Annotated in this window: 18 protein-coding genes; 10 read left to right on the top strand and 8 right to left on the bottom strand. The window is 61.3% G+C overall.

Annotated elements, in window-relative coordinates; all coding sequences use genetic code 11:
- The first annotated feature begins 11 nt into the window (after positions 1 to 11).
- Genes AC1DTN_RS03195 through AC1DTN_RS03180 form a run of 4 tightly spaced genes read left to right on the top strand, consistent with a single transcriptional unit; the run spans position 12 to position 3,344 of the window.
- A complete protein-coding gene (locus AC1DTN_RS03195) occupies positions 12 to 872 on the top strand; it encodes a branched-chain amino acid ABC transporter permease (protein ID WP_477919956.1) in 861 nt (286 codons plus the stop codon).
- Entirely contained in the window at positions 869 to 1,903 is a 1,035-nt protein-coding gene (locus tag AC1DTN_RS03190) for a branched-chain amino acid ABC transporter permease (protein ID WP_477919954.1), read from the top strand. Before AC1DTN_RS03195 ends, AC1DTN_RS03190 begins: the two co-directional genes overlap by 4 nt.
- Positions 1,900 to 2,646, top strand: a complete 747-nt coding sequence (locus tag AC1DTN_RS03185) for an ABC transporter ATP-binding protein (protein WP_113319507.1) — start codon at positions 1,900 to 1,902, stop codon at positions 2,644 to 2,646. Before AC1DTN_RS03190 ends, AC1DTN_RS03185 begins: the two co-directional genes overlap by 4 nt.
- Positions 2,646 to 3,344, top strand: coding sequence for an ABC transporter ATP-binding protein (locus AC1DTN_RS03180; RefSeq protein ID WP_477919952.1), 699 nt, complete (start codon positions 2,646 to 2,648; stop codon positions 3,342 to 3,344). Before AC1DTN_RS03185 ends, AC1DTN_RS03180 begins: the two co-directional genes overlap by 1 nt.
- 2 nt (positions 3,345 to 3,346) lie before the next feature.
- Here the strand turns inward: AC1DTN_RS03180 and murA are convergent, their stop codons facing one another.
- The 3 genes from murA to AC1DTN_RS03165 all read right to left on the bottom strand — a co-directional run bounded on the left by murA (position 3,347) and on the right by AC1DTN_RS03165 (position 7,167).
- Positions 3,347 to 4,669, bottom strand: a complete 1,323-nt coding sequence (gene murA / locus AC1DTN_RS03175) for a UDP-N-acetylglucosamine 1-carboxyvinyltransferase (protein ID WP_477919951.1) — start codon at positions 4,667 to 4,669, stop codon at positions 3,347 to 3,349.
- Between the two features lie 194 nt (positions 4,670 to 4,863).
- A complete protein-coding gene (gene ligM / locus AC1DTN_RS03170) occupies positions 4,864 to 6,276 on the bottom strand; it encodes a vanillate/3-O-methylgallate O-demethylase (RefSeq protein ID WP_113319504.1) in 1,413 nt (470 codons plus the stop codon).
- Between the two features lie 156 nt (positions 6,277 to 6,432).
- Positions 6,433 to 7,167 (bottom strand): GntR family transcriptional regulator, encoded by a 735-nt coding sequence (locus AC1DTN_RS03165; protein WP_113319503.1) that lies wholly within the window; start codon positions 7,165 to 7,167, stop codon positions 6,433 to 6,435.
- A 198-nt stretch (positions 7,168 to 7,365) separates the two neighbouring features.
- Between AC1DTN_RS03165 and AC1DTN_RS03160 the strand changes: the two genes are divergently transcribed.
- The 3 genes from AC1DTN_RS03160 to AC1DTN_RS03150 are packed head-to-tail and all read left to right on the top strand — an operon-like array spanning position 7,366 to position 9,582.
- Positions 7,366 to 8,421 (top strand): alpha/beta fold hydrolase, encoded by a 1,056-nt coding sequence (locus AC1DTN_RS03160; RefSeq protein ID WP_113319502.1) that lies wholly within the window; start codon positions 7,366 to 7,368, stop codon positions 8,419 to 8,421.
- Positions 8,414 to 9,256, top strand: coding sequence for a class III extradiol dioxygenase family protein (locus AC1DTN_RS03155; RefSeq protein ID WP_310386039.1), 843 nt, complete (start codon positions 8,414 to 8,416; stop codon positions 9,254 to 9,256). Before AC1DTN_RS03160 ends, AC1DTN_RS03155 begins: the two co-directional genes overlap by 8 nt.
- Positions 9,256 to 9,582, top strand: coding sequence for a YciI family protein (locus AC1DTN_RS03150; protein WP_113319501.1), 327 nt, complete (start codon positions 9,256 to 9,258; stop codon positions 9,580 to 9,582). The genes AC1DTN_RS03155 and AC1DTN_RS03150 overlap by 1 nt, the downstream gene beginning before the upstream one ends.
- A 153-nt stretch (positions 9,583 to 9,735) precedes the next feature.
- Here the strand turns inward: AC1DTN_RS03150 and AC1DTN_RS03145 are convergent, their stop codons facing one another.
- From AC1DTN_RS03145 to AC1DTN_RS03125, 5 genes are all read right to left on the bottom strand, one after another.
- Entirely contained in the window at positions 9,736 to 10,602 is an 867-nt protein-coding gene (locus tag AC1DTN_RS03145; RefSeq protein WP_113319577.1) for an NAD(P)-dependent oxidoreductase, read from the bottom strand.
- 66 nt (positions 10,603 to 10,668) lie between these two features.
- Complete coding sequence (locus tag AC1DTN_RS03140) at positions 10,669 to 11,727, bottom strand: 4-oxalomesaconate tautomerase (RefSeq protein ID WP_477919949.1); 1,059 nt, start codon at positions 11,725 to 11,727, stop codon at positions 10,669 to 10,671.
- Entirely contained in the window at positions 11,720 to 12,391 is a 672-nt protein-coding gene (locus AC1DTN_RS03135) for a 4-carboxy-4-hydroxy-2-oxoadipate aldolase/oxaloacetate decarboxylase (protein ID WP_310386045.1), read from the bottom strand. Before AC1DTN_RS03135 ends, AC1DTN_RS03140 begins: the two co-directional genes overlap by 8 nt.
- Entirely contained in the window at positions 12,391 to 13,119 is a 729-nt protein-coding gene (locus AC1DTN_RS03130) for a PIG-L deacetylase family protein (protein ID WP_310386047.1), read from the bottom strand. Before AC1DTN_RS03130 ends, AC1DTN_RS03135 begins: the two co-directional genes overlap by 1 nt.
- Positions 13,120 to 13,122: 3 nt before the next feature.
- Positions 13,123 to 14,082, bottom strand: a complete 960-nt coding sequence (locus AC1DTN_RS03125; protein WP_477919947.1) for a VOC family protein — start codon at positions 14,080 to 14,082, stop codon at positions 13,123 to 13,125.
- Between the two features lie 508 nt (positions 14,083 to 14,590).
- Between AC1DTN_RS03125 and AC1DTN_RS03120 the strand changes: the two genes are divergently transcribed.
- The 3 genes from AC1DTN_RS03120 (at position 14,591) to AC1DTN_RS03110 (ending at position 17,818) form a co-directional block, all read left to right on the top strand.
- Entirely contained in the window at positions 14,591 to 15,511 is a 921-nt protein-coding gene (locus AC1DTN_RS03120; RefSeq protein ID WP_113319497.1) for a methylenetetrahydrofolate reductase, read from the top strand.
- Between the two features lie 31 nt (positions 15,512 to 15,542).
- Positions 15,543 to 16,739 (top strand): LysR family transcriptional regulator, encoded by a 1,197-nt coding sequence (locus tag AC1DTN_RS03115; protein WP_477919945.1) that lies wholly within the window; start codon positions 15,543 to 15,545, stop codon positions 16,737 to 16,739.
- 107 nt (positions 16,740 to 16,846) lie between these two features.
- Positions 16,847 to 17,818, top strand: coding sequence for a D-2-hydroxyacid dehydrogenase family protein (locus AC1DTN_RS03110; RefSeq protein ID WP_113322660.1), 972 nt, complete (start codon positions 16,847 to 16,849; stop codon positions 17,816 to 17,818).
- Positions 17,819 to 17,831: the final 13 nt, after the last annotated feature.

Below are 17,831 nucleotides of genomic sequence, written 5' to 3'. Positions count from 1 at the left end.
AGTGAGGTCTCATGCTGACAATCCTGTTCGATGGCATCGCCTATGGCATGCTTCTCTTTGTTCTCGCCTGCGGATTGTCGGTCACGCTGGGCCTGATGAATTTCGTCAATCTGGCGCATGGCGCCTTTGCCATGGCAGGCGGTTACGTCACCGTCATCATGATGAATAGCTACGGCATCTCCTTCTACTGGTGCCTGCCGGCCGCCTTCATCGTCACAGCGCTTGCCGGCGTTGTGTTGGAACGGCTGCTTTACCGCCGCCTCTATTCGGCTTCGCATCTCGATCAGGTGCTGTTTTCGATCGGCCTCGTCTTCATGGCGATCGCGGCAATCGACTATTTCATGGGCGGGCAGCAGCAACTCATCAACCTGCCACCTGAGCTCAGCGGCCGCTTCGACTTCCTCGGTATCGATATCGGCCGCTACCGGCTTTTCATCATCGTCATCTGCGCGGTGCTGACGGTCGCGCTGCAACTGGCGCTCACCCGAACCCGCTTTGGCAGCCAGCTACGTGCGGCCGTCGATGACGGACGCGTCGCCCGCGGCATGGGCATCAATGTCTCGGTCATCTTCGCGCTGACCTTCGCGCTCGGCTCCGGTCTCGCCGGCCTTGGTGGCGCACTCGGCACCGAACTGCTCGGCCTCGATCCGAACTTTCCGCTGAAATACCTCATCTATTTCATGATCGTCGTCACCGTTGGCGGCACCTCGTCCATCACCGGCCCGTTCATCGCAGCACTTCTGCTCGGCATCGCCGACGTCGCCGGCAAATATTACGTGCCGCAACTCGGCGCCTTCATCATCTATGCCGTGATGATCCTTGTGCTGATCCTCCGGCCCCATGGCCTCTTCTCCCGGGAGGGCGGCCGATGAGCGGCGAACGCAACAACGCCTCCACGCAGGCCATGGGGCTCCTGAGGCACGCCGGCCGCTGGCAGATCTGGGAATTAGCGCTGTGGCTGGCGGCCATCGCTGCGATCTTCGTCCTGCCATCGCAGATGCTGATCCTGACGGAGATCGCCATCCTGGCGCTCTTTGCCGTCTCGTTGGATCTTATCCTCGGTTATGCCGGCATCGTTTCGCTCGGCCACACCGCCTTCTTCGGCCTCGGCGCTTACGCAGCAGGCCTCTTTGCCGTCCATGTCTCCGGCGAGCCGGTGATCGGCCTGTTGGCGGCTGGCCTTGTCAGCGGCCTCTTCGGCTTCCTGACGAGTTTCCTTGTGTTGCGCGGTTCCGATCTCACCCGCCTGATGACCACCTTTGGCGTCGCCATGCTGCTTGCCGAATCGGTTAATCAGGCGGCCTGGCTTACCGGCGGCGCTGACGGGCTCAGCGGTATCATTATCAACCCGATCCTCGGCTATTTCGAATTCGATCTCTGGGGTCGTACCGGCTATGTCTACTGCCTTATCGTGCTTGTCGCTCTGACCTACATTGCCCGTCGCATCGTCAATTCGCCCTTCGGCCTGTCGCTGAAGGCGATCAAGCGCAACCAGCGCCGCGCCTCCATGCTCGGCATCTCGCCTACCCGCCGCATCGTCGCGATCTACACGATCTCGGCGGCCTATGCCGGTATCGCAGGCGCGCTGCTGACCCAGACGACAAGCTTCGTCTCGCCAGACGTGCTCGCTTTCCACCGTTCAGCCGAAGTGCTGCTGGTGCTGGTCATCGGCGGCGCCGGCTATCTCTATGGCGGCGTCTTCGGCGCGGTGATCTTCTCCATCCTGCGCAACTGGCTGTCGGTCATCACGCCGCAATACTGGATGTTCTGGATCGGCCTCGTGCTTATCATCATCGTTCTGGTCGGCCGCGAGCGCCTGACACGCTGGCAGACCCTGCTACCAGGCTCAGCCCGCAAGCGCGAAGCCGGCATGCAACAAGCCGTCGCGGAGGAAAGCAAATGACGCTCGCCCTCGAAACCCGTCATCTCGTCAAGCGCTTTGGCGGCTTCATCGCCACCAACGATGTCTCGCTGCAGATCCGCCAAGGTGCCCGCCATGCCCTGATCGGCCCGAACGGAGCCGGCAAGACCACGATCATCAACCTGCTGACCGGCGTACTGACACCGAACAGTGGCGAGATCCTGCTCGCTGGTGAGGACATTACCGGTGTCTCTTCCTATCGCCGCGTCGGCAAGGGTCTTGCCCGTACCTTTCAGATCAATCAGCTCTTCGGCGATTTCACGCCGCTCGATTCCGTCATGCTGGCGATCAGCGAACGCAAGGGCCATGGCCGCTTCGCCTGGCGGCCGCTCTCGGCCGACCGCGAAGTCGCCGATGAAGCCGCCGCACTGCTGGAGCGCTTTCGTTTGGTCGATGTCATGGGCACGCCGACGACACTCCTGCCCTATGGCAAGCAGCGCCTGCTGGAGATCGCCCTTGCGATTGCCATGCAGCCGAAGGTGCTGCTGCTCGATGAGCCCGCCGCCGGCGTTCCCGAAGAGGAGCGGCACGAGGTTCTCGGCATCGTCCGCGAGCTGCCGGCCAATGTCACCGTCGTGCTGATCGAACACGATATGGATCTCGTCTTCTCATTCGCAGACCGTATCTCGGTACTCGCCGCCGGGGCGCTCTTTGCCGAGGGAACCGTCGCCGAGATCTCGAAAGACCCGCAGGTGAAAGCCATCTATCTCGGGGAGGATGCCTGATGGCCGAATTGCTGCGGATTGAGCGCCTCGTCGCCGGTTATGGCGAAGCGCAGGTGCTTGCCAAGGTCGATGTCTCGCTGGAGGAAGGCCGTTCGCTGGCATTGCTCGGCCGCAACGGCGCCGGCAAGACGACGCTGMTCAACACCATTATCGGCGTCACCACCCACCACGCCGGCTCCATCCACCTGCAGCAGCGCGACATCACCCGGCTCAGGGCGGAAAAGCGCGCGCCGCTCGGCATCGGCTGGGTGCCGCAGGAACGCAATATCTTCCGTTCGCTGACGGTGGAGGAAAACCTGACGGCGAGCGCCCGCCCCGGCGCATGGAATGTCGGCCGCGTCTACCAGATGTTCCCACGTCTGCAGGAACGCCGTCGCAACCTCGGCAACCAGCTCTCCGGCGGCGAGCAGCAGATGCTCGCGATCGCCCGCGCCCTGATGCTCAATCCGAAGATCCTGCTGCTCGATGAGCCGCTGGAAGGCCTCGCGCCGATCATCGTCGACGAACTTCTGGCCGCACTGCGCCGCATCGTCACCGGTGAGGGCATGTCGGCGATCATTGTCGAGCAGAAGGCTCGCAAGGTGCTGCCGCTGACGGATGAGGTCATCGTGCTTGAACGCGGCGCAGTCACCTACCGCAACGCGTCCGAGGCACTTCTCGCCTCACCGGAGACCCTCGACGCGCATCTCAGCGTCTGAGATTATGCCTCGCGCGGCGGTACACGGGTGATGCGCGCACCGAGCGCGTTCAGCCGCTCCTCGATCCGCTCATAGCCGCGCTCGATCTGCTGGGCATTGTTGATGACGCTGGTGCCCTCGGCGCACATGGCGGCGATCAGCATCGCCATGCCAGCGCGGATATCGGGGCTCTCCACCTGCGCAGCGCGCAGCTTGGACGGACCGGCGACGATCGCGCGATGCGGATCGCAAAGAACTATGCGGGCGCCCATGGTAATCAGCTTGTCGACGAAGAACATCCGGCTTTCGAACATCTTCTCGAACATCAGCACCACGCCATCGCACTGCGAGGCGGTAACAATGGCAATCGACATGGTGTCTGCCGGAAATGCTGGCCAGGGCTGATCCTCGATCTTTGGAATGTGCCCGCCGAAATCCGGCTGGATTTTCATCTCCTGCCCCGCCGGCACCACGAGATCGTCGCCCTCGATGCGGCAGCGGATGCCAAGACGCTCGAAGGTCATCAGCGTTGAGCGCAGATGTTCCACGCCCGCCCGGCGGATGGTGATTTCAGAACCGGTGACGGCAGCAAGGCCGATCAGCGAGCCGATTTCGTTATGGTCAGGGCCGATACGATGCGACGCGCCGCCAAGCGGCTCGCCGCCGTGAATGATCATCGTATTGGTTCCAATGCCCTCGATCTTCGCACCCATGGCAATGAGGAAATGTGCGAGATCCTGGACATGCGGCTCGGAGGCGCAATTGCGCAGGATCGTCTTGCCTTCTGCAGCGACTGCCGCGCAGAGCGCATTTTCCGTCGCCGTGACGGAGGGTTCGTCCAGGAAAACGTCCGCACCGCGCAGGTGCCTGGCGCGGAAACTATAGGAGCCGTTGACGCTGATCTCCGCACCGAGTTGCTCCAGTGCGAGAAAGTGTGTGTCAACGCGGCGGCGGCCGATGACATCGCCGCCCGGCGGCGGCAGTGTGATCTCGCCGCAGCGCGCCAGCATCGGACCGGCAAGCAGGATGGATGCGCGAATGCGGGCGCAGAGCGCCGGATCGAGATCGGCGGGCTTGAGATCACTCGCCTCGATCTCGAGTTCGTTGCGGCCGAGCCAGCGCGCCTTGGCGCCGACGGATTGGATCAGCTCGACCAGTGCTTCGACATCGCGGATGCGCGGCACGTTGGTCAGATGCACGAGCTTGTCGGTCAAAAGCGAGGCGGCAATGATCGGCAGGGCGGCATTCTTGTTGCCGCTTGGTTGGATCTCGCCGGCAAGGCGATGGCCGCCCTCGACGATGTACTGAATTCGCTCATGCGGCTGGGCCTGTGCCACTGCTGTCATCCTTGTTCGATTCGATTTTCAGGGGGCATATCTGCGTTGTCATTGTGACATCGGAGTGATCGCTGATCGGGAAGTGTGGCTGTTTTTAGCGCTGCTGCGCACGGACGGCTAGAGGCAAGACGACGGGACGAATCCACAAAAAACGGCGCCCTCCCGGGCGCCGTCGTTAACACCGTGGATGGAGGTGTCGGATTTCAGCCCTTCTTGCTACGCCAGCTGTCGGCGTAATTCTCGCGGGCTTCGCTGGCATAGGGCGTGGGCGAAACGCGCACACGGATTTCCGCCTGCTTGTGCGGCTCGACCGACGTCTTGCCGGAGCCGCCATCGGGCTCGCCCCAGACGAGGGTCAAGACATCGCCGATCTCGACATCTGCATCAACGATGCCGAGCGAAAGCATGCAGCGTTCGTTGTAGCTGTAGCCGTTGAACATCGACATGCCGACCATCTTGCCATCGCGCATGATCTTGTCGGCGCTGGTCGAGGCATAGTTCGGCTGCGGGAAATCGATCCACTTGAAGTGATCCTCGCCCGGACGGAAGGCCGAGGCGATGACGTTGACGACGTCTTCGGCGTTCCACTCGAAGGTCACCTTCTTGCGGCTCGTCTGGCCCTTCATCTTCTCGAGCGCGGACTTGCCGATGAAATCGTCCTTCTTCCAGCCGATGTAGAAGTCGTAGCCGAGTTCGAACGGCGTGACGTAATAATCCTCGATATTGCTGGAAACGAAGCTGCCGCCGATGGCACCGGTTGCCTCATAGCTGTCGGCGCCGAGCCAGTCGCGATAGGCCGCCAGCATGCCGTCGCCCGTATAAATGCCGGGCAGCGGCGACGGGATCCAGCCGGATTCCAGCGTGTTGGTGGAATAGGCGCGGCTGCCGCAGCGAACGAGATCGACGCCGGCCGCCTTTGCGGATTCCATGATGACCGAGTGGATATAGGCCTTGTCTTCGTAAGGGCCCCAGATTTCCAGGCCCGGCGCGCCGGACATGCCGTGGCGCAGCGCATTCACCGTCTTCGAGCCGACCTTGATCTTGTCGACATGGAAGAACTTGATGTCAGGGATCGGCCCGCCATTCATCTTCTCGAAGATCTTTGGGGCATCCGGTCCCTGGATCTGGTAGCGGTAATGCGTGCGCAGCACCCGTTCGCCTTCCGGGCGGGAGGGCGAACGCGGATCATATTTCAGGCGCACATTCCATTTGCCGTAGGCAGCACAGAACATCAGCCAGTTGGAAGTCGGCGAACGGCCGACGAGGATGAACTTGTCTTCGCGCTCACGGAAGATGATCTGGTCGCCGATGACATGACCGGCAGGCGTGACCGGCACGAAATGCTTGGCGCGGTTCGTATCGAAATTCGAGAAGGAGTTGACGCCGTGATAGGCGAGGAACTTCTCCGCATCCGGGCCTTCAACAGTCAGCTCGTCCATATGGTGCGACTGATCGAAGAGGACGGCGGAGTTGCGCCACGCGGCCTGCTCCGAACGCCAGTTGGAAAACTCGGCCGCCACGACCGGGTATACATACATGCCGACCTTGGAATTGCGCAGCAACTCCACCGTATTGCCGGCCGACTTCAAAACTTCGGATAGGTTCGATCTCGCCACCTGATATCCTCCCATTGGCATGCGATAATGTATACATGAAATGCCCAAAGCGATCAGATTGCAAGCCTATTTTCTCCCGGCAGCGCCCAGTTCAATGCACCGAAAATGAAAAAGGGCGGCCACGAGCCGCCCTGTTGAAGCGCGAATTATCTGAAATTACCGGTGAATCAGCGCAAGCCCCCTGATCTGCTCGATCAGGGTTGGGTCCTCCGCCAGAATGTATTCAAGATTGCGCCGCGCCGTCCGTGCGTGCTCCCTGGCGATCGCTTCCGCGCGGCTGCCTTCGCGCGCTTCGATCGCACTGACAAGCGCCTTGTGCTGGTCCTGCGCGGAGCGCAGCGAACGACGGAAGGCGGTGATATCAGCCTTGTCGGGCAGGAAGGCCGACGGCGAGGCAAAGGGCAGCGAACTTGCCCGCTCCACCTCACGCCGAATGATCTCGCTGCCGGCAAGTGCTGCAAGCTGATGGTGGAATTTTTCGTTCAGGTCGGAATAGGCGTCGAAATCCACATCGTCGAGCTGCTCGCCAAAACAGGCGTCGAGCTTGAGCACCGTCTGCCGGATATCCTCAAGCGCATCAGGTGTGGCACCTCGTTCGGCAGCGAGCCTTGCCGCCATGCCTTCCATGACGCCACGCACCTCGATGGAATCGACCACATCGGCAAAGCCGAAGCGACGGACCACAAAGCCGCCATTGGGCAGACGATCGAGCAGCCCCTCCTCCGTCAGCCGCGACATCGCCTCGCGCACCGGTGTGCGTGAAATATCAAGCGCCTCCGCTAAAGGCACTTCGAAGAGGCGCGTGCCGCCCTGCAGTTCGCCGCTCAAAATCTTTTCCCGCAACTCGATAACGGCGCGACGGCCATGCGTTGCGGCTTCACTCTGCTTCATCGGCGCCTCCAATCCCGGCTAAATGTATATAACAGCGCGAACGCATACAAAACCCCGCTTCAAGCCATCACTCTAGCACAGATTTGTATGCATATCAGAGGTAATGTCCGCAAAGTACGGCAATTATCATAGCCATATCCGCCAATCCCTTGACACAATGTATACATATATGATGTCTGTCTTGCGGGAGGAAAATCGATGGCAACGCTCGTGCTCATTCCGGGGCTCGTGTCCGACAGCATTGTATGGGCGCCACTTGCCGAGGCTGTCGCGCAGCACATGGCGGTGCATGCAGCCGACGTCTCTCGCACCTCCTCGATACCGACCATGGCGGAAAGCATTCTCGCTGCCACCGACGGCGATCTCATTGCGGTCGGCCACTCCATGGGCGGGCGCGTCGCCATGGAAATGGCACGTATCGCACCGGACCGCATGCGCGGCCTGGTGCTCGCCAATACCGGCCATCACCCGAAACGCGACGGCGAGGAAATCAGACGCCAGCAGATGATCGACCTTGGCCACCGCAGCATGGAAGAACTGGCCGACGAGTGGCTGCCGCCCATGCTGAGCCCAGCTCGGCTGACGGATGCGGAACTCATCGCGAGCCTGCGCGCCATGGTGCTGCGAGCCGACCCCGATATGCATGAGCGGCAGATCCGCGCATTGATCAACCGGCCGAACGCTAGCGCCTATATAGCCGAACTCGGCTGTCCCATTCTGCTTGTCGCAGCGCGCCACGATGGTTGGAGCCCGATCGTCCAGCATCAGGAAATCGCGGACGCGGCATCCGATACAGAACTCGTCATCATCGAAGATGCCGGGCACTTCGCACCCGTAGAGCGGCCAGTCGAAGTTACGGCCGCAATCGCCAGCTGGCTGACGCGCAGATTTGGAGGAATTATGCTTGAGAATACCGCGACCATTCCCGATACGCCGCTCTTCGACCGGGCCGGCTCGATCCGTGGCTACCAGCTCAACAAGATGGCGATGGCGCTTGGTCAGCCTGCTAACCGCGACGCCTTCAAGGCGGATGAGGATGCCTATCTTGCCCGCTTCGGCCTGGACGATGAGGAAAAAGCCGCCGTCAAAAACCGTGACTGGCACGAGATGGTGCGCCTCGGCGGCAACCTGTTCTTCATCCTGAAGATCGCCGCCGTCGACCCGACACCGATCACTCAGATCGGCGCTGCACAGGCCGGCATGTCGCATGAGGATTTCCTCTACGAAAGACTGGGAAAGAAAAGAAATGGCTAAGATCATCGGCGGCCTCGGAACGAGCCACGTTCCCTCGATCGGCGCAGCACTCGACAAGGGCCTGCGCGACACGCCGGACTGGAAGCCTTTCTTCGATGGCTACGAGGCAGGCAAGCAATGGATGCGCGAGGCGAAGCCCGATATCGCCGTCGTCGTCTTCAACGATCACGGCAACAGCTTCTTCCTCGACCGCGTGCCGACCTTTGCCGTCGGCGTGGCGGAAACCTATCGGCCGGTCGATGAAGGCTGGGGACCACGGTCCATTCCCGCCTTCGAAGGTGCGGTCGATTTTTCCTGGCACTTCGTCGACAAGCTGGTCGAGCGCCACTTCGATCCGCTGGTCTGCCGCGAGATCGAGGTCGATCACGGCCTGCAGGTGCCGATGGAACTCTTCTTCGGCCGGCCGGAGCGTTGGCCGGTCAAGGTTTTGCCGATCTGGGTCAACACGATCCAGTATCCGATCCCCACCCCGCAGCGCTGCTGGGAAATGGGCAAGGTATTGCGCGAGGCGATCGAAAGCTGGCCGGGTGACGAACGCGTCGTCATCCTCGGCACCGGCGGCCTGTCGCATCAGCTTCAAGGCGCCCGCGCCGGCTTCATCAACCAGACGGCGGATCGCGCCTGGCTGGACGGCATTGCTGCCAATCCTGAACCTTATCGCGCCATGAGCCGCGAGGATTATGTCGAGCAGTTCGGTTCTGAAGGCGCAGAGCTCATCATGTGGCTGGTCATGCGTGCCGCCATGAACGAGCAGGTAAACCTCGTCCACAAGCACTATCATGCCCCTGCCTCCATGACCGGTGCCGGCATGATCGTTCTGGAAAACGCCGCTTGATGCCCGCCTTCTTCCTCATGCGCTGCTTGCACCATTCCGGGCAGGATAGCGCCCGCGACCTGCACCGCCCGGCCCATCGCGCCTGGGTGCAATCCGGCGGTGAAGGCCTCGCTACGGTGCTGATCGGCTCTGCCCTGCTCGATGACGGCGGGACCTCGATCGGCAATTTCGGCATATTGGAAACGGCTGGTATCGCCGAAGCGACAGCCTTTGCAGAGGGCGACCCTTTCAACAGGGCAGGCATTGTGGCAAAGATCGAACTCACGCCATTGCCTGCGACATTCCAGGCCGGACGCATCCGTGATCCGATGACACCGAGGACATAGAGTTTTAGTTCCGCCACGAGCGGGAGGGGTGCCCCGGAGAGGGGCAGATGAGGGGGCTGGCAAAGCAAGAGAGGGAACGATCGGACCGAGAGGGACGGTCGCTTGTGAGCTACGGCCCCCTCATCCGGGCCTTACGATCCCGACCTCGGATGCTCATCCCCTGTGAGGCCTCAACCGCAATTCCAGCGCACGTCGGACAGTTTCTTCCAGCTCGCCAGTCTGGCCGAGGCCGCAAGCACCCATGCGCTCCTGCACCTCGGCAATCTCCATCGCCAAGCCGCCTCGAAGCCCAAGCGCATCGAGCGTCGCAGCGCTTTCGCGCATCTCCGCCGCTCGCCGACGCCCGTGCCGCGTCGTACGCTCCATCTGGTATTCGGCAAATTGCGGCCAGTTGAGACCAGGAAAAGACCCTGAAAGCGAAGAGAGGATTTCCTCGTAACAGCCGGATGCCTTTGCTGCGAGCAAGGCCTCGACAGTGATCGCCTCCAGCCCTTTCACAAATAGTGAACGTACCATCTTGATCGCTGTTGCAGCACCGGCTGCCGGCCCCGCAATCTCTGCCGAAAAGCCGAAACCCAGAAGCTCCGGCAACAGCCGCTCAGCCGGAGCACCGGCGAGCAGTACGGGCGTCTGGTGCTTGCGCGGGTGAACCGGCGCCATGACCGCCATGTCGAGATAATCGCCGCCCGCCGCTTCTACAGCGAGAGCTGTCCCCCGTTTTCGGCCGGGAGACACGGAATTGATATCGATCACCACCTGCCCCTGACGCAGATGCGGCAGCAGCGGTTCGACCGCAAGCAGGCTCTGGTCGGCAGTCACGGCGCTGAACACCCAGTCCGCTTCTGAGAGCCCCGCAATGGTCTCGGAAATATCGGCGCCGCGGTTCCGCATCGCTTCGCGCACGGCCTCGCCGCCCGAGGCAAGCAGGATATCATAGGCGATGAAGCTCAGGCCCGGCCGGCTCAAGCCCTCGTGAAAAGCTCGCGCCGCTTCGCCGTAACCTAGAAACCCGATCCTCATCTCAGCCTCCTGTTTTGCGGATATGACGGCCTGTCCTTATTGATCAGCAACAAAGTGCAGCAGCATTTACGCAAAGACATATCCGTCGAAAAGCTTACGGGCGGTCCGCAGCACTGCAGCATCGGTCACGACACCGTCCCTGACGGTCGCGACCACACTCATCTCCCCAGTCGGATGCTCGACCGAGATCAGTTTCTCGTTGCCATCGGGCACGACAGCCAGTTTTGCCGCCGGCCCTTCGGGCAGCAGGCAGGCCGTCGCCACACTGACGGCGCCGAGCACGCCGATCGCATCATGGCAGCGATGCGGAATGAAGGTGCGCGTCGAGATCGCGCCGCCAGCTCTTGCCGACGAAACCATGGTCATCTTCGGCACGGATTTCTTCGCGACATCGCCAAGATTCATCATCGGCCCTGCCTTCAACCGGATCGCCTCAAGTTTTGCTTTGAGGTTTCCATCGGCTTCGAGCGTATCAGGCGTTTCCGTCCCCTCGATGCCGAGATCGCTGGCGAGCATGACGACACAGGGCATTCCATTATCGATCAACGTGCATGCGACACCCTCGATGATATCGACGGCATGGCCGGTCGGCAGCAGGGCTCCACAGCTTGAACCTGCCGTATCTGCAAAGGTGATCGGCACCGCCGCCGCCGTGCCCGGCACGCCGTCGATACGAGCGTCACCCGCATAGGTCACACGGCGATCCGGCGTGGCGATCTTGGCGGTGGCGACCTGCCCGGTATTTTCCATGAAGATGCGGACTTCGGTCTGCTCATCCTCGGCCTCGATCAGGCCGCGCTCAATGGCAAAAGGCCCGACGCCGGCAAGGATATTACCGCAATTCTGCGCATCGGTGACGATGGGCTCGTCGACATAAACCTGCAGGAAAAGATAGTCGATATCGACGCCGGGCCTCTCGGACCGCTGGACGACAGCGATCTTAGAGGTCAGCGGGTCGGCACCTCCCATGCCGTCGATCTGTCGCGGATCGGGCGAGCCCATCACGCGCAGCAGAAATCCATCGCGATCCTCGGGCAGATCCTCAGCCAGGAGATAACCGCCCTTGGAGGTGCCGCCGCGCATCCACATGCAGCGAACGCCGTCTTGCGCGGCGGCCCTAGACATATTTCAGCCCCTTCTCCGTCAGCCGTTCGCGCATCTTGTAGATATCAAGCCCGAGTTCGCCTGCGGCAAGCCGCCGGCGCTTCTCCTCTTCCGCCGCGACCCGCTGCTCGGCCTTGCCGGCAACGTCAGCAGCCTCCTCCCGCCGCACGACACAGACGCCATCATCGTCGGCAACGATCACGTCACCTGGATTGACCAGTGCAGCGGCGCAGACGACGGGAATATTGACCGAGCCTAGCGTCTCCTTGACCGTCCCCTGCGCAGAGATCGCCTTCGACCAAACGGGAAAGTTCATCGTCTTGAGATCGGCAACATCGCGTACGCCGGCATCGATCACCAGCCCGCAGCAGCCACGCGCCATGGCAGACGTCGCCAGAAGATCGCCGAAATAACCGTCCTCGCAGGGGCTGGTTGGCGCAAGCAGCAGGATATCACCCGCTCTGATCTGCTCGATAGCCACATGGAGCATCCAGTTGTCGCCCGGAGGGGCGGAAATAGTCACCGCGCTCGCCGCAATCCTCGCACCCGGATAGATCGGTCGCATGTAGCTTGCGAGCAGGCCCTTGCGGCCCTGCGCCTCATGCACGGTCGCCACCCCGCAGGCAGCGAGACGATCGATAACGGATTGTTCCGCCCTCTCGATGTTCTGAACGACGACGCCCATCAGAGTTCATCCACCGTTCGCGGGAACACCGACTGGAAGCCCTCGGCATGTGTTGCCTTGCGGCCGCCCGACTGGCCCCCGGAATTCCGCATGAAATGATTGCCGCGGTTCTCGGCGACATTCTTGTAATAGTGCCAGAGATGCTCCTGCCCCTCCATGCACTGGATCGCCGCCCATTTCTTCTCCCAGACCGGTGAAATATCGAGGAAGACGTCGGGCTTCCATTCCATCTGCTCTGTCTGATGCGGCTCGAAGAGATAGAGCTGCGGCGCGCCAAGGACCTTCTCGCCGGGCTTATGCCCCCAGGCCTGCGCGATCATCCGCGCTTCGAGCGCCACCTGTGTCGCGTACATATGGTCGGTATTATAGGGATCCCACTTGGAGTGGCTGAGCATGAATTCCGGCTGCACGGCACGGATCACATCGACCAGCCGATACTTTGCCTCCTGATCCACGACCAGCGGATAGTCCCCGAGATCGAAGAACTGGATATCGTGCACGCCAAGCGCCTTGGCCGCATTTTCCGCTTCGATACGCCGCCCTGCCTTTACCTTTTCCAGGGTCATCCCGGCATTCTTCCAGAGCTTGGCGCTCTCGCCACGCTCGCCGTAGGAGAGGCACACGACCGTCACCTCGTAACCCTTTTCCTGATGCAGCGCGATCGCACCGCCGCAGCGCCAGACGAAATCCGCCGAATGCGCGCTGATGACCAAGGCCGTCTTTGCCATGAACTAGTCCTTCCTCGCCACAGGGGGCGTGCCATGCGTGTGAAATGTCTCGATCGTTTTCAGGCCCCAGGCCTGGCCTTTCTTGCGCTCCGTCTCTGTCCAGGTCACGGTCGGCCAATCGGGGCTGAGGATCAGCCGAGCGCCGGCATTGGCGAGCTCGACACGGTTGCCCGCCGGCTCCCAGACGTAGAGGAAAAAGGTGCCCTGGATCGCATGCTTGTGCGGCCCGGTTTCGATATGGACGCCGTTCTCCAGAAAGATATCGGCCGCGCGCAGAATGTCCTCGCGCTGGTCGACCGCGTAGGTCACGTGATGGAAGCGACCCTTCGCACCGGTATGGTCCTCGGAATAGGCGATGTCATAGGTCTTGTTGTTGACCGTGAACCAGCAGCCTCCAAGCCGGCCATTGTCAAGCTGGATCTGCTCCGTCACCCGGCTGCCAAGCGCTTTCGTCATGAAGTCGCGGATTGCCCTGATATCGCTTGCGAGCAGGTTCAGGTGGTCGAGCCGGCGCGGACTGGCGCCGCGCCCATGATAGCGCTGGGCGATATTCTTCAGCGCTGGACGCTCCCCTTCGGGCGCCTCATAGACATGCGTGTCGTAATAGAGCTCGAAAATATGACCGTCCGGATCGGTAAAGCGATAGGCGCGGCCATGTCCCGCATCGCCATCCACCCAGCCGAGGCCACAGCCCATTTCCTCGATCACCTTCACACGCCGCTCCAGAGCTTCCGGAGACGACGTGCGGTAGCCGACATGGCCGACGCCCGTCGTGTGATGGCGCACCAGCTTCAACGTATGAAATTCATAATCATCGAAGGCGCGCAGATAGGCGACGCCATCTTCGATCAGGCTGGGTGTGAGCCCATAGACCCTTGTGAAGAAATCCAGGCTCTCATCGAAACGGTCGCTGTAGAGCTCCACATGACCGAGATGGGCGACGTCAAAACAGGGCTCGGTCATCCGGCAGGCTCCCAGGCGATGGCCTCACCAGCTTTCAAAAATCTCATGATGATCCTCCTCGCAGGCGAACGCCTCCACGTCCGCCTGCCATTGAAAATACTAGGAAGGTTGGCAGCAGCAGGCAACTTCGTTCTGCTGACGGGTCATAAGCTGAGGTTACAGATAGGGGCAGAAGTGGGCTGAAAGGACGGCTGCCAAGCCCTGCTCTAGCGACCGTCCACCCCGCCCGCACCTAGACAAAATGGATGGTTTTCAGCTCGATATAATTGTCGGGGCCCTCGATGCCGCCTTTAGCGGCCCTGCCCGGATTTCTTGACGCTGCCGGAGCGAATGCGCCGCCTACACGACAGGCACGTTCCTGTTCTTTTCGAGTTAAATGAATACCTATAGATCGAGATATCTGCAGATTTATCGCAATTTCACCCGAAATTGACTCATCTGGATTGAAATAGATTTCTTTATGTATACATTTTGAGAGGCGCAGAGGGGTGCCGAAGGGAGTGATGAAATGGCGTTGTTGAATTTTGCCGGCAAATCCAGGGAACGCACTCCTGAGCCGGAATTCGCAGACATGATCGAGGGTTGGTCGATCGAGGTCATGCCACGTACGGCCGCTAAGATCGATGACTTTCGTGCATTCCTGCCGACGGGGACCCGAGTCTATATCGCTCATCTCGACGGCACCCCGATCGATGATATGGTGGCGACGGCAAGGCGGCTAAGCGCACAAGGGTTTGCAGTCATGCCGCATCTCCCGGCCCGCAGTATTCCTGATGTCAGCACATTGGCGGACTGGCTGGAACGATATCGGGGCGAAGCCGATGTCCGCCAGGCTCTCCTGCTCGGTGGCGGCAGGAACACGCCTGTAGGCGATTTTCACAGTTCCACACAATTGATCGAGACCGGGCTTTTCGACCATCACGGCTTCACGCATCTGCATTTTGCCGGTCATCCGGAAGGCAGCCGTGATGTCGATCCGGACGGATCAACTGCCCTGGCCGATCGGGCACTGCTCTGGAAACAGGATTTCGCCTCGCGTACCGATGCGCAGCTTGCCATCACCACTCAATTCACCTTCGATCCTCAGCCTGTCATCGACTGGGCGGAACGCATCCAGGCAGCCGGCGTCACCATGCCCATTCATGTCGGCATTGCCGGTCCAGCCAAGCTGCAGACATTGATCAAATACGCAATCTCCTGCGGCATTGGCCCCTCGATCAAGGTGCTGCAGAAGCGCGCCATGGACATGAGCAAGCTGCTCTTGCCCTACGAGCCGACCGATCTGGTCGCTGCCTTTGCCGATTACAAAGCAGAAAAGCCTGAAAGCCTCATCGGCCAACTGCATATCTTCCCGCTCGGCGGCATCCAGGTGGCGGCAGACTGGATGAACAAACACCGTTCCGTCGAAACATCGGTCGCGCTACCCTGAGAAGCCCCTCCCCGGGTCCTCAGGAAGAGCCATGCCGACGCCCAACCATCCAAATATCAGACATATCAGGCTGTTCGTCGCCTGCGCCGAGACCGGCTCGCTGACATCRGCCGCRGCCATTCTCGGTATCACCCAGCCYGCAGCATCCCAGGCCTTGCGGCGRCTGGAASAGCTTCTGGACGYMACCCTGGTCGAACGCGACGCCATGACGCTGACGGCAGAAGGCAAGATCGCCCAACAGCGGTTCCGTCGCCTTCTTGGTCTTATCCGTCAGGCCTGTGGACCAGCGCCAAAAGCGGCAATCGGCGTTATCGAGATGCGCCTCACATGGCCGCACCTGCGCGCCATTGCGACATTTGCCGAACATGGCAGCTTCAGCGCCGCTGCCCGCACGCTGGAGCAATCGGAACCGGCCGTACAACGCGCCGCTCGCGAAGCCGAAGCCATCATCGGCATTTCCCTTTTCGAAAATTCCGGTCGCAATGTCCGCCTGACGGCTGCAGGCCTTTCCGCCGCCCGCTGGTTCAACCTGGCGATTTCTGAATTCGAAAACCTTCGCCACGAGCTGCTGGAGGCACGCAATCACTATGCCGGCCGTATCTCGATCGGCACCCTGCCACTGACCCGAACCTTCCTGGTGCCCGACGTAGTCGCACTTCTCGCCAGCCGCTATCCGCTCGCGCGCTTCGAAATCGTGGAGGGCAGCTACGGGGTGCTGATCGACGATCTCGAGCGCGGCCGTATCGATATCCTCGTCGGCGCGCTGCGCAGAAGCCTCATCTCGAAAACGCTGCATCAGGAACCGCTCTTCGATTTCGATCTCAGCGTCGTCGGACGGGCCAACCATCCCCTGACGCAGCGCCGGGAGATCACCCCTGACGATCTCGCAAACTACCCCTGGGTCGTCGCCCGCCGCGACACGCCCTCGCGCGAAACCTTCAACACCGTGGCAGCAACCTTTCCGAAGGACAAGCCTGCCCGCCAGAGCGTCGAGACCGGCTCGCTCAATGCCATCAGGGGCGTGCTCCTGAAGTCCGATCACCTCGCCCTGCTCTCCCGCCATCAGATCCGCTATGAGCTAGAGGCAGGCTTTCTCGCCGCGATGGATTATCCGCTGCCGGATTCGCGCCGCCCCGTCGGTGTCACGCTGCGCCGCCATTGGCTGCCGACGGCCCTTCAGGCGGAGTTTCTGGCTTTGCTCAGGGAGCATTCGGCAGAACTCGACTAGCCTATGCCTCTCTCACGATTGCGCGAGCGGCCACCATATCCTCGGAATATGCGATAATGGTTCTCTGACCAGGGCGCCAAACACCGATATTTCATGGAGTTCTTCGAATGCCTTTACGCTGTGCCATTCTCGATGATTACCAGCGCGTCGCCCTCTCCATGGCCGACTGGAGCGGCATCGAGGGGAAGGTCGAGATCAATCGTTTCGACGACCATATAGCCGATACCGACACGCTGATCGGCCGGCTGGCGGACTATGACATCATCATCGCCATGCGGGAACGCACCCCTTTCGACGCCGAACGCCTCGGTCGGCTGCCGAAGCTGAAACTGCTGATCACGACCGGCATGGCCAATGCCTCGATCGACATGGCCGCTGCCACCCGCCTCGGCATCACGGTTGCCGGCACGCGCGGTTTTGTCGGCTCAGCCGCTGAACTCACCTGGGCGCTGCTGATGGCGCTGGTTCGCCATATCCCCTCGGAAGTCGCCAACTTCCGCGCAGCGCAAAATCCGTGGCAACTCTCCGTCGGGCGCGACCTCAGGGGGCTGACACTCGGCGTCGTCGGCCTCGGCAAGCTCGGCCAGCAGGTCGCCACTTACGGCCGCACCTTCGGCATGAACGTCATCGGCTGGTCGCGCTCCAACACGCCGCAGAAAAGTGCCGATCTCGGCATCGGCTACGCCGCCTCCCTCGATGAACTGCTATCCGCCGCCGATATCGTCACGCTGCATCTCACCCTCAATGCTGAAACAAAAGGCATCATCGGCAAGCGCGAACTCGACCGCATGAAACCGGGTGCCATAATTCTCAACACATCCCGGGGACCACTTGTCGACGAGCAGGCACTGGTCACAACACTGGAAAGCGGCCATCTCGGCGGCGCCGGCCTTGATGTCTTCGACGAGGAGCCCCTACCCGCAAACCACGCGTTCCGGCGGCTCGCCAATGTCGTGGCGACCCCGCATCTCGGCTATGTGACGGAGGAAACCTATCGCATCTTCTATCGGGATGCCGTGGAGGATATCGCCGCGTGGATCGACGGAAAACCGGTCCGGGTTCTGAATTCTCCGAAGTAGGGCGAGAACGACT

The organism is Rhizobium sp. 01T444, from assembly GCF_056398305.1.
This window is presented reverse-complemented; position numbering and strand designations above follow the sequence as displayed.

Excerpts from the sequence above, each read along its gene's own strand:
- AC1DTN_RS03185 (WP_113319507.1), top strand. The coding sequence starts at position 1,900 with ATGACGCTCGCCCTCGAAACCCGTCATCTCGTCAAGCGCTTTGGCGGC.
- AC1DTN_RS03195 (WP_477919956.1), top strand. The coding sequence starts at position 12 with ATGCTGACAATCCTGTTCGATGGCATCGCCTATGGCATGCTTCTCTTT.
- AC1DTN_RS03125 (WP_477919947.1), bottom strand. The coding sequence starts at position 14,082 with ATGACCGAGCCCTGTTTTGACGTCGCCCATCTCGGTCATGTGGAGCTC.
- AC1DTN_RS03145 (WP_113319577.1), bottom strand. The coding sequence starts at position 10,602 with ATGAGGATCGGGTTTCTAGGTTACGGCGAAGCGGCGCGAGCTTTTCAC.
- AC1DTN_RS03160 (WP_113319502.1), top strand. The coding sequence starts at position 7,366 with ATGGCAACGCTCGTGCTCATTCCGGGGCTCGTGTCCGACAGCATTGTA.
- AC1DTN_RS03110 (WP_113322660.1), top strand. The coding sequence starts at position 16,847 with ATGCCTTTACGCTGTGCCATTCTCGATGATTACCAGCGCGTCGCCCTC.
- AC1DTN_RS03155 (WP_310386039.1), top strand. The coding sequence starts at position 8,414 with ATGGCTAAGATCATCGGCGGCCTCGGAACGAGCCACGTTCCCTCGATC.
- AC1DTN_RS03190 (WP_477919954.1), top strand. The coding sequence starts at position 869 with ATGAGCGGCGAACGCAACAACGCCTCCACGCAGGCCATGGGGCTCCTG.
- AC1DTN_RS03165 (WP_113319503.1), bottom strand. The coding sequence starts at position 7,167 with ATGAAGCAGAGTGAAGCCGCAACGCATGGCCGTCGCGCCGTTATCGAG.
- AC1DTN_RS03120 (WP_113319497.1), top strand. The coding sequence starts at position 14,591 with ATGGCGTTGTTGAATTTTGCCGGCAAATCCAGGGAACGCACTCCTGAG.
- AC1DTN_RS03150 (WP_113319501.1), top strand. The coding sequence starts at position 9,256 with ATGCCCGCCTTCTTCCTCATGCGCTGCTTGCACCATTCCGGGCAGGAT.
- murA (WP_477919951.1), bottom strand. The coding sequence starts at position 4,669 with ATGACAGCAGTGGCACAGGCCCAGCCGCATGAGCGAATTCAGTACATC.
- AC1DTN_RS03130 (WP_310386047.1), bottom strand. The coding sequence starts at position 13,119 with ATGGCAAAGACGGCCTTGGTCATCAGCGCGCATTCGGCGGATTTCGTC.
- AC1DTN_RS03135 (WP_310386045.1), bottom strand. The coding sequence starts at position 12,391 with ATGGGCGTCGTCGTTCAGAACATCGAGAGGGCGGAACAATCCGTTATC.
- AC1DTN_RS03140 (WP_477919949.1), bottom strand. The coding sequence starts at position 11,727 with ATGTCTAGGGCCGCCGCGCAAGACGGCGTTCGCTGCATGTGGATGCGC.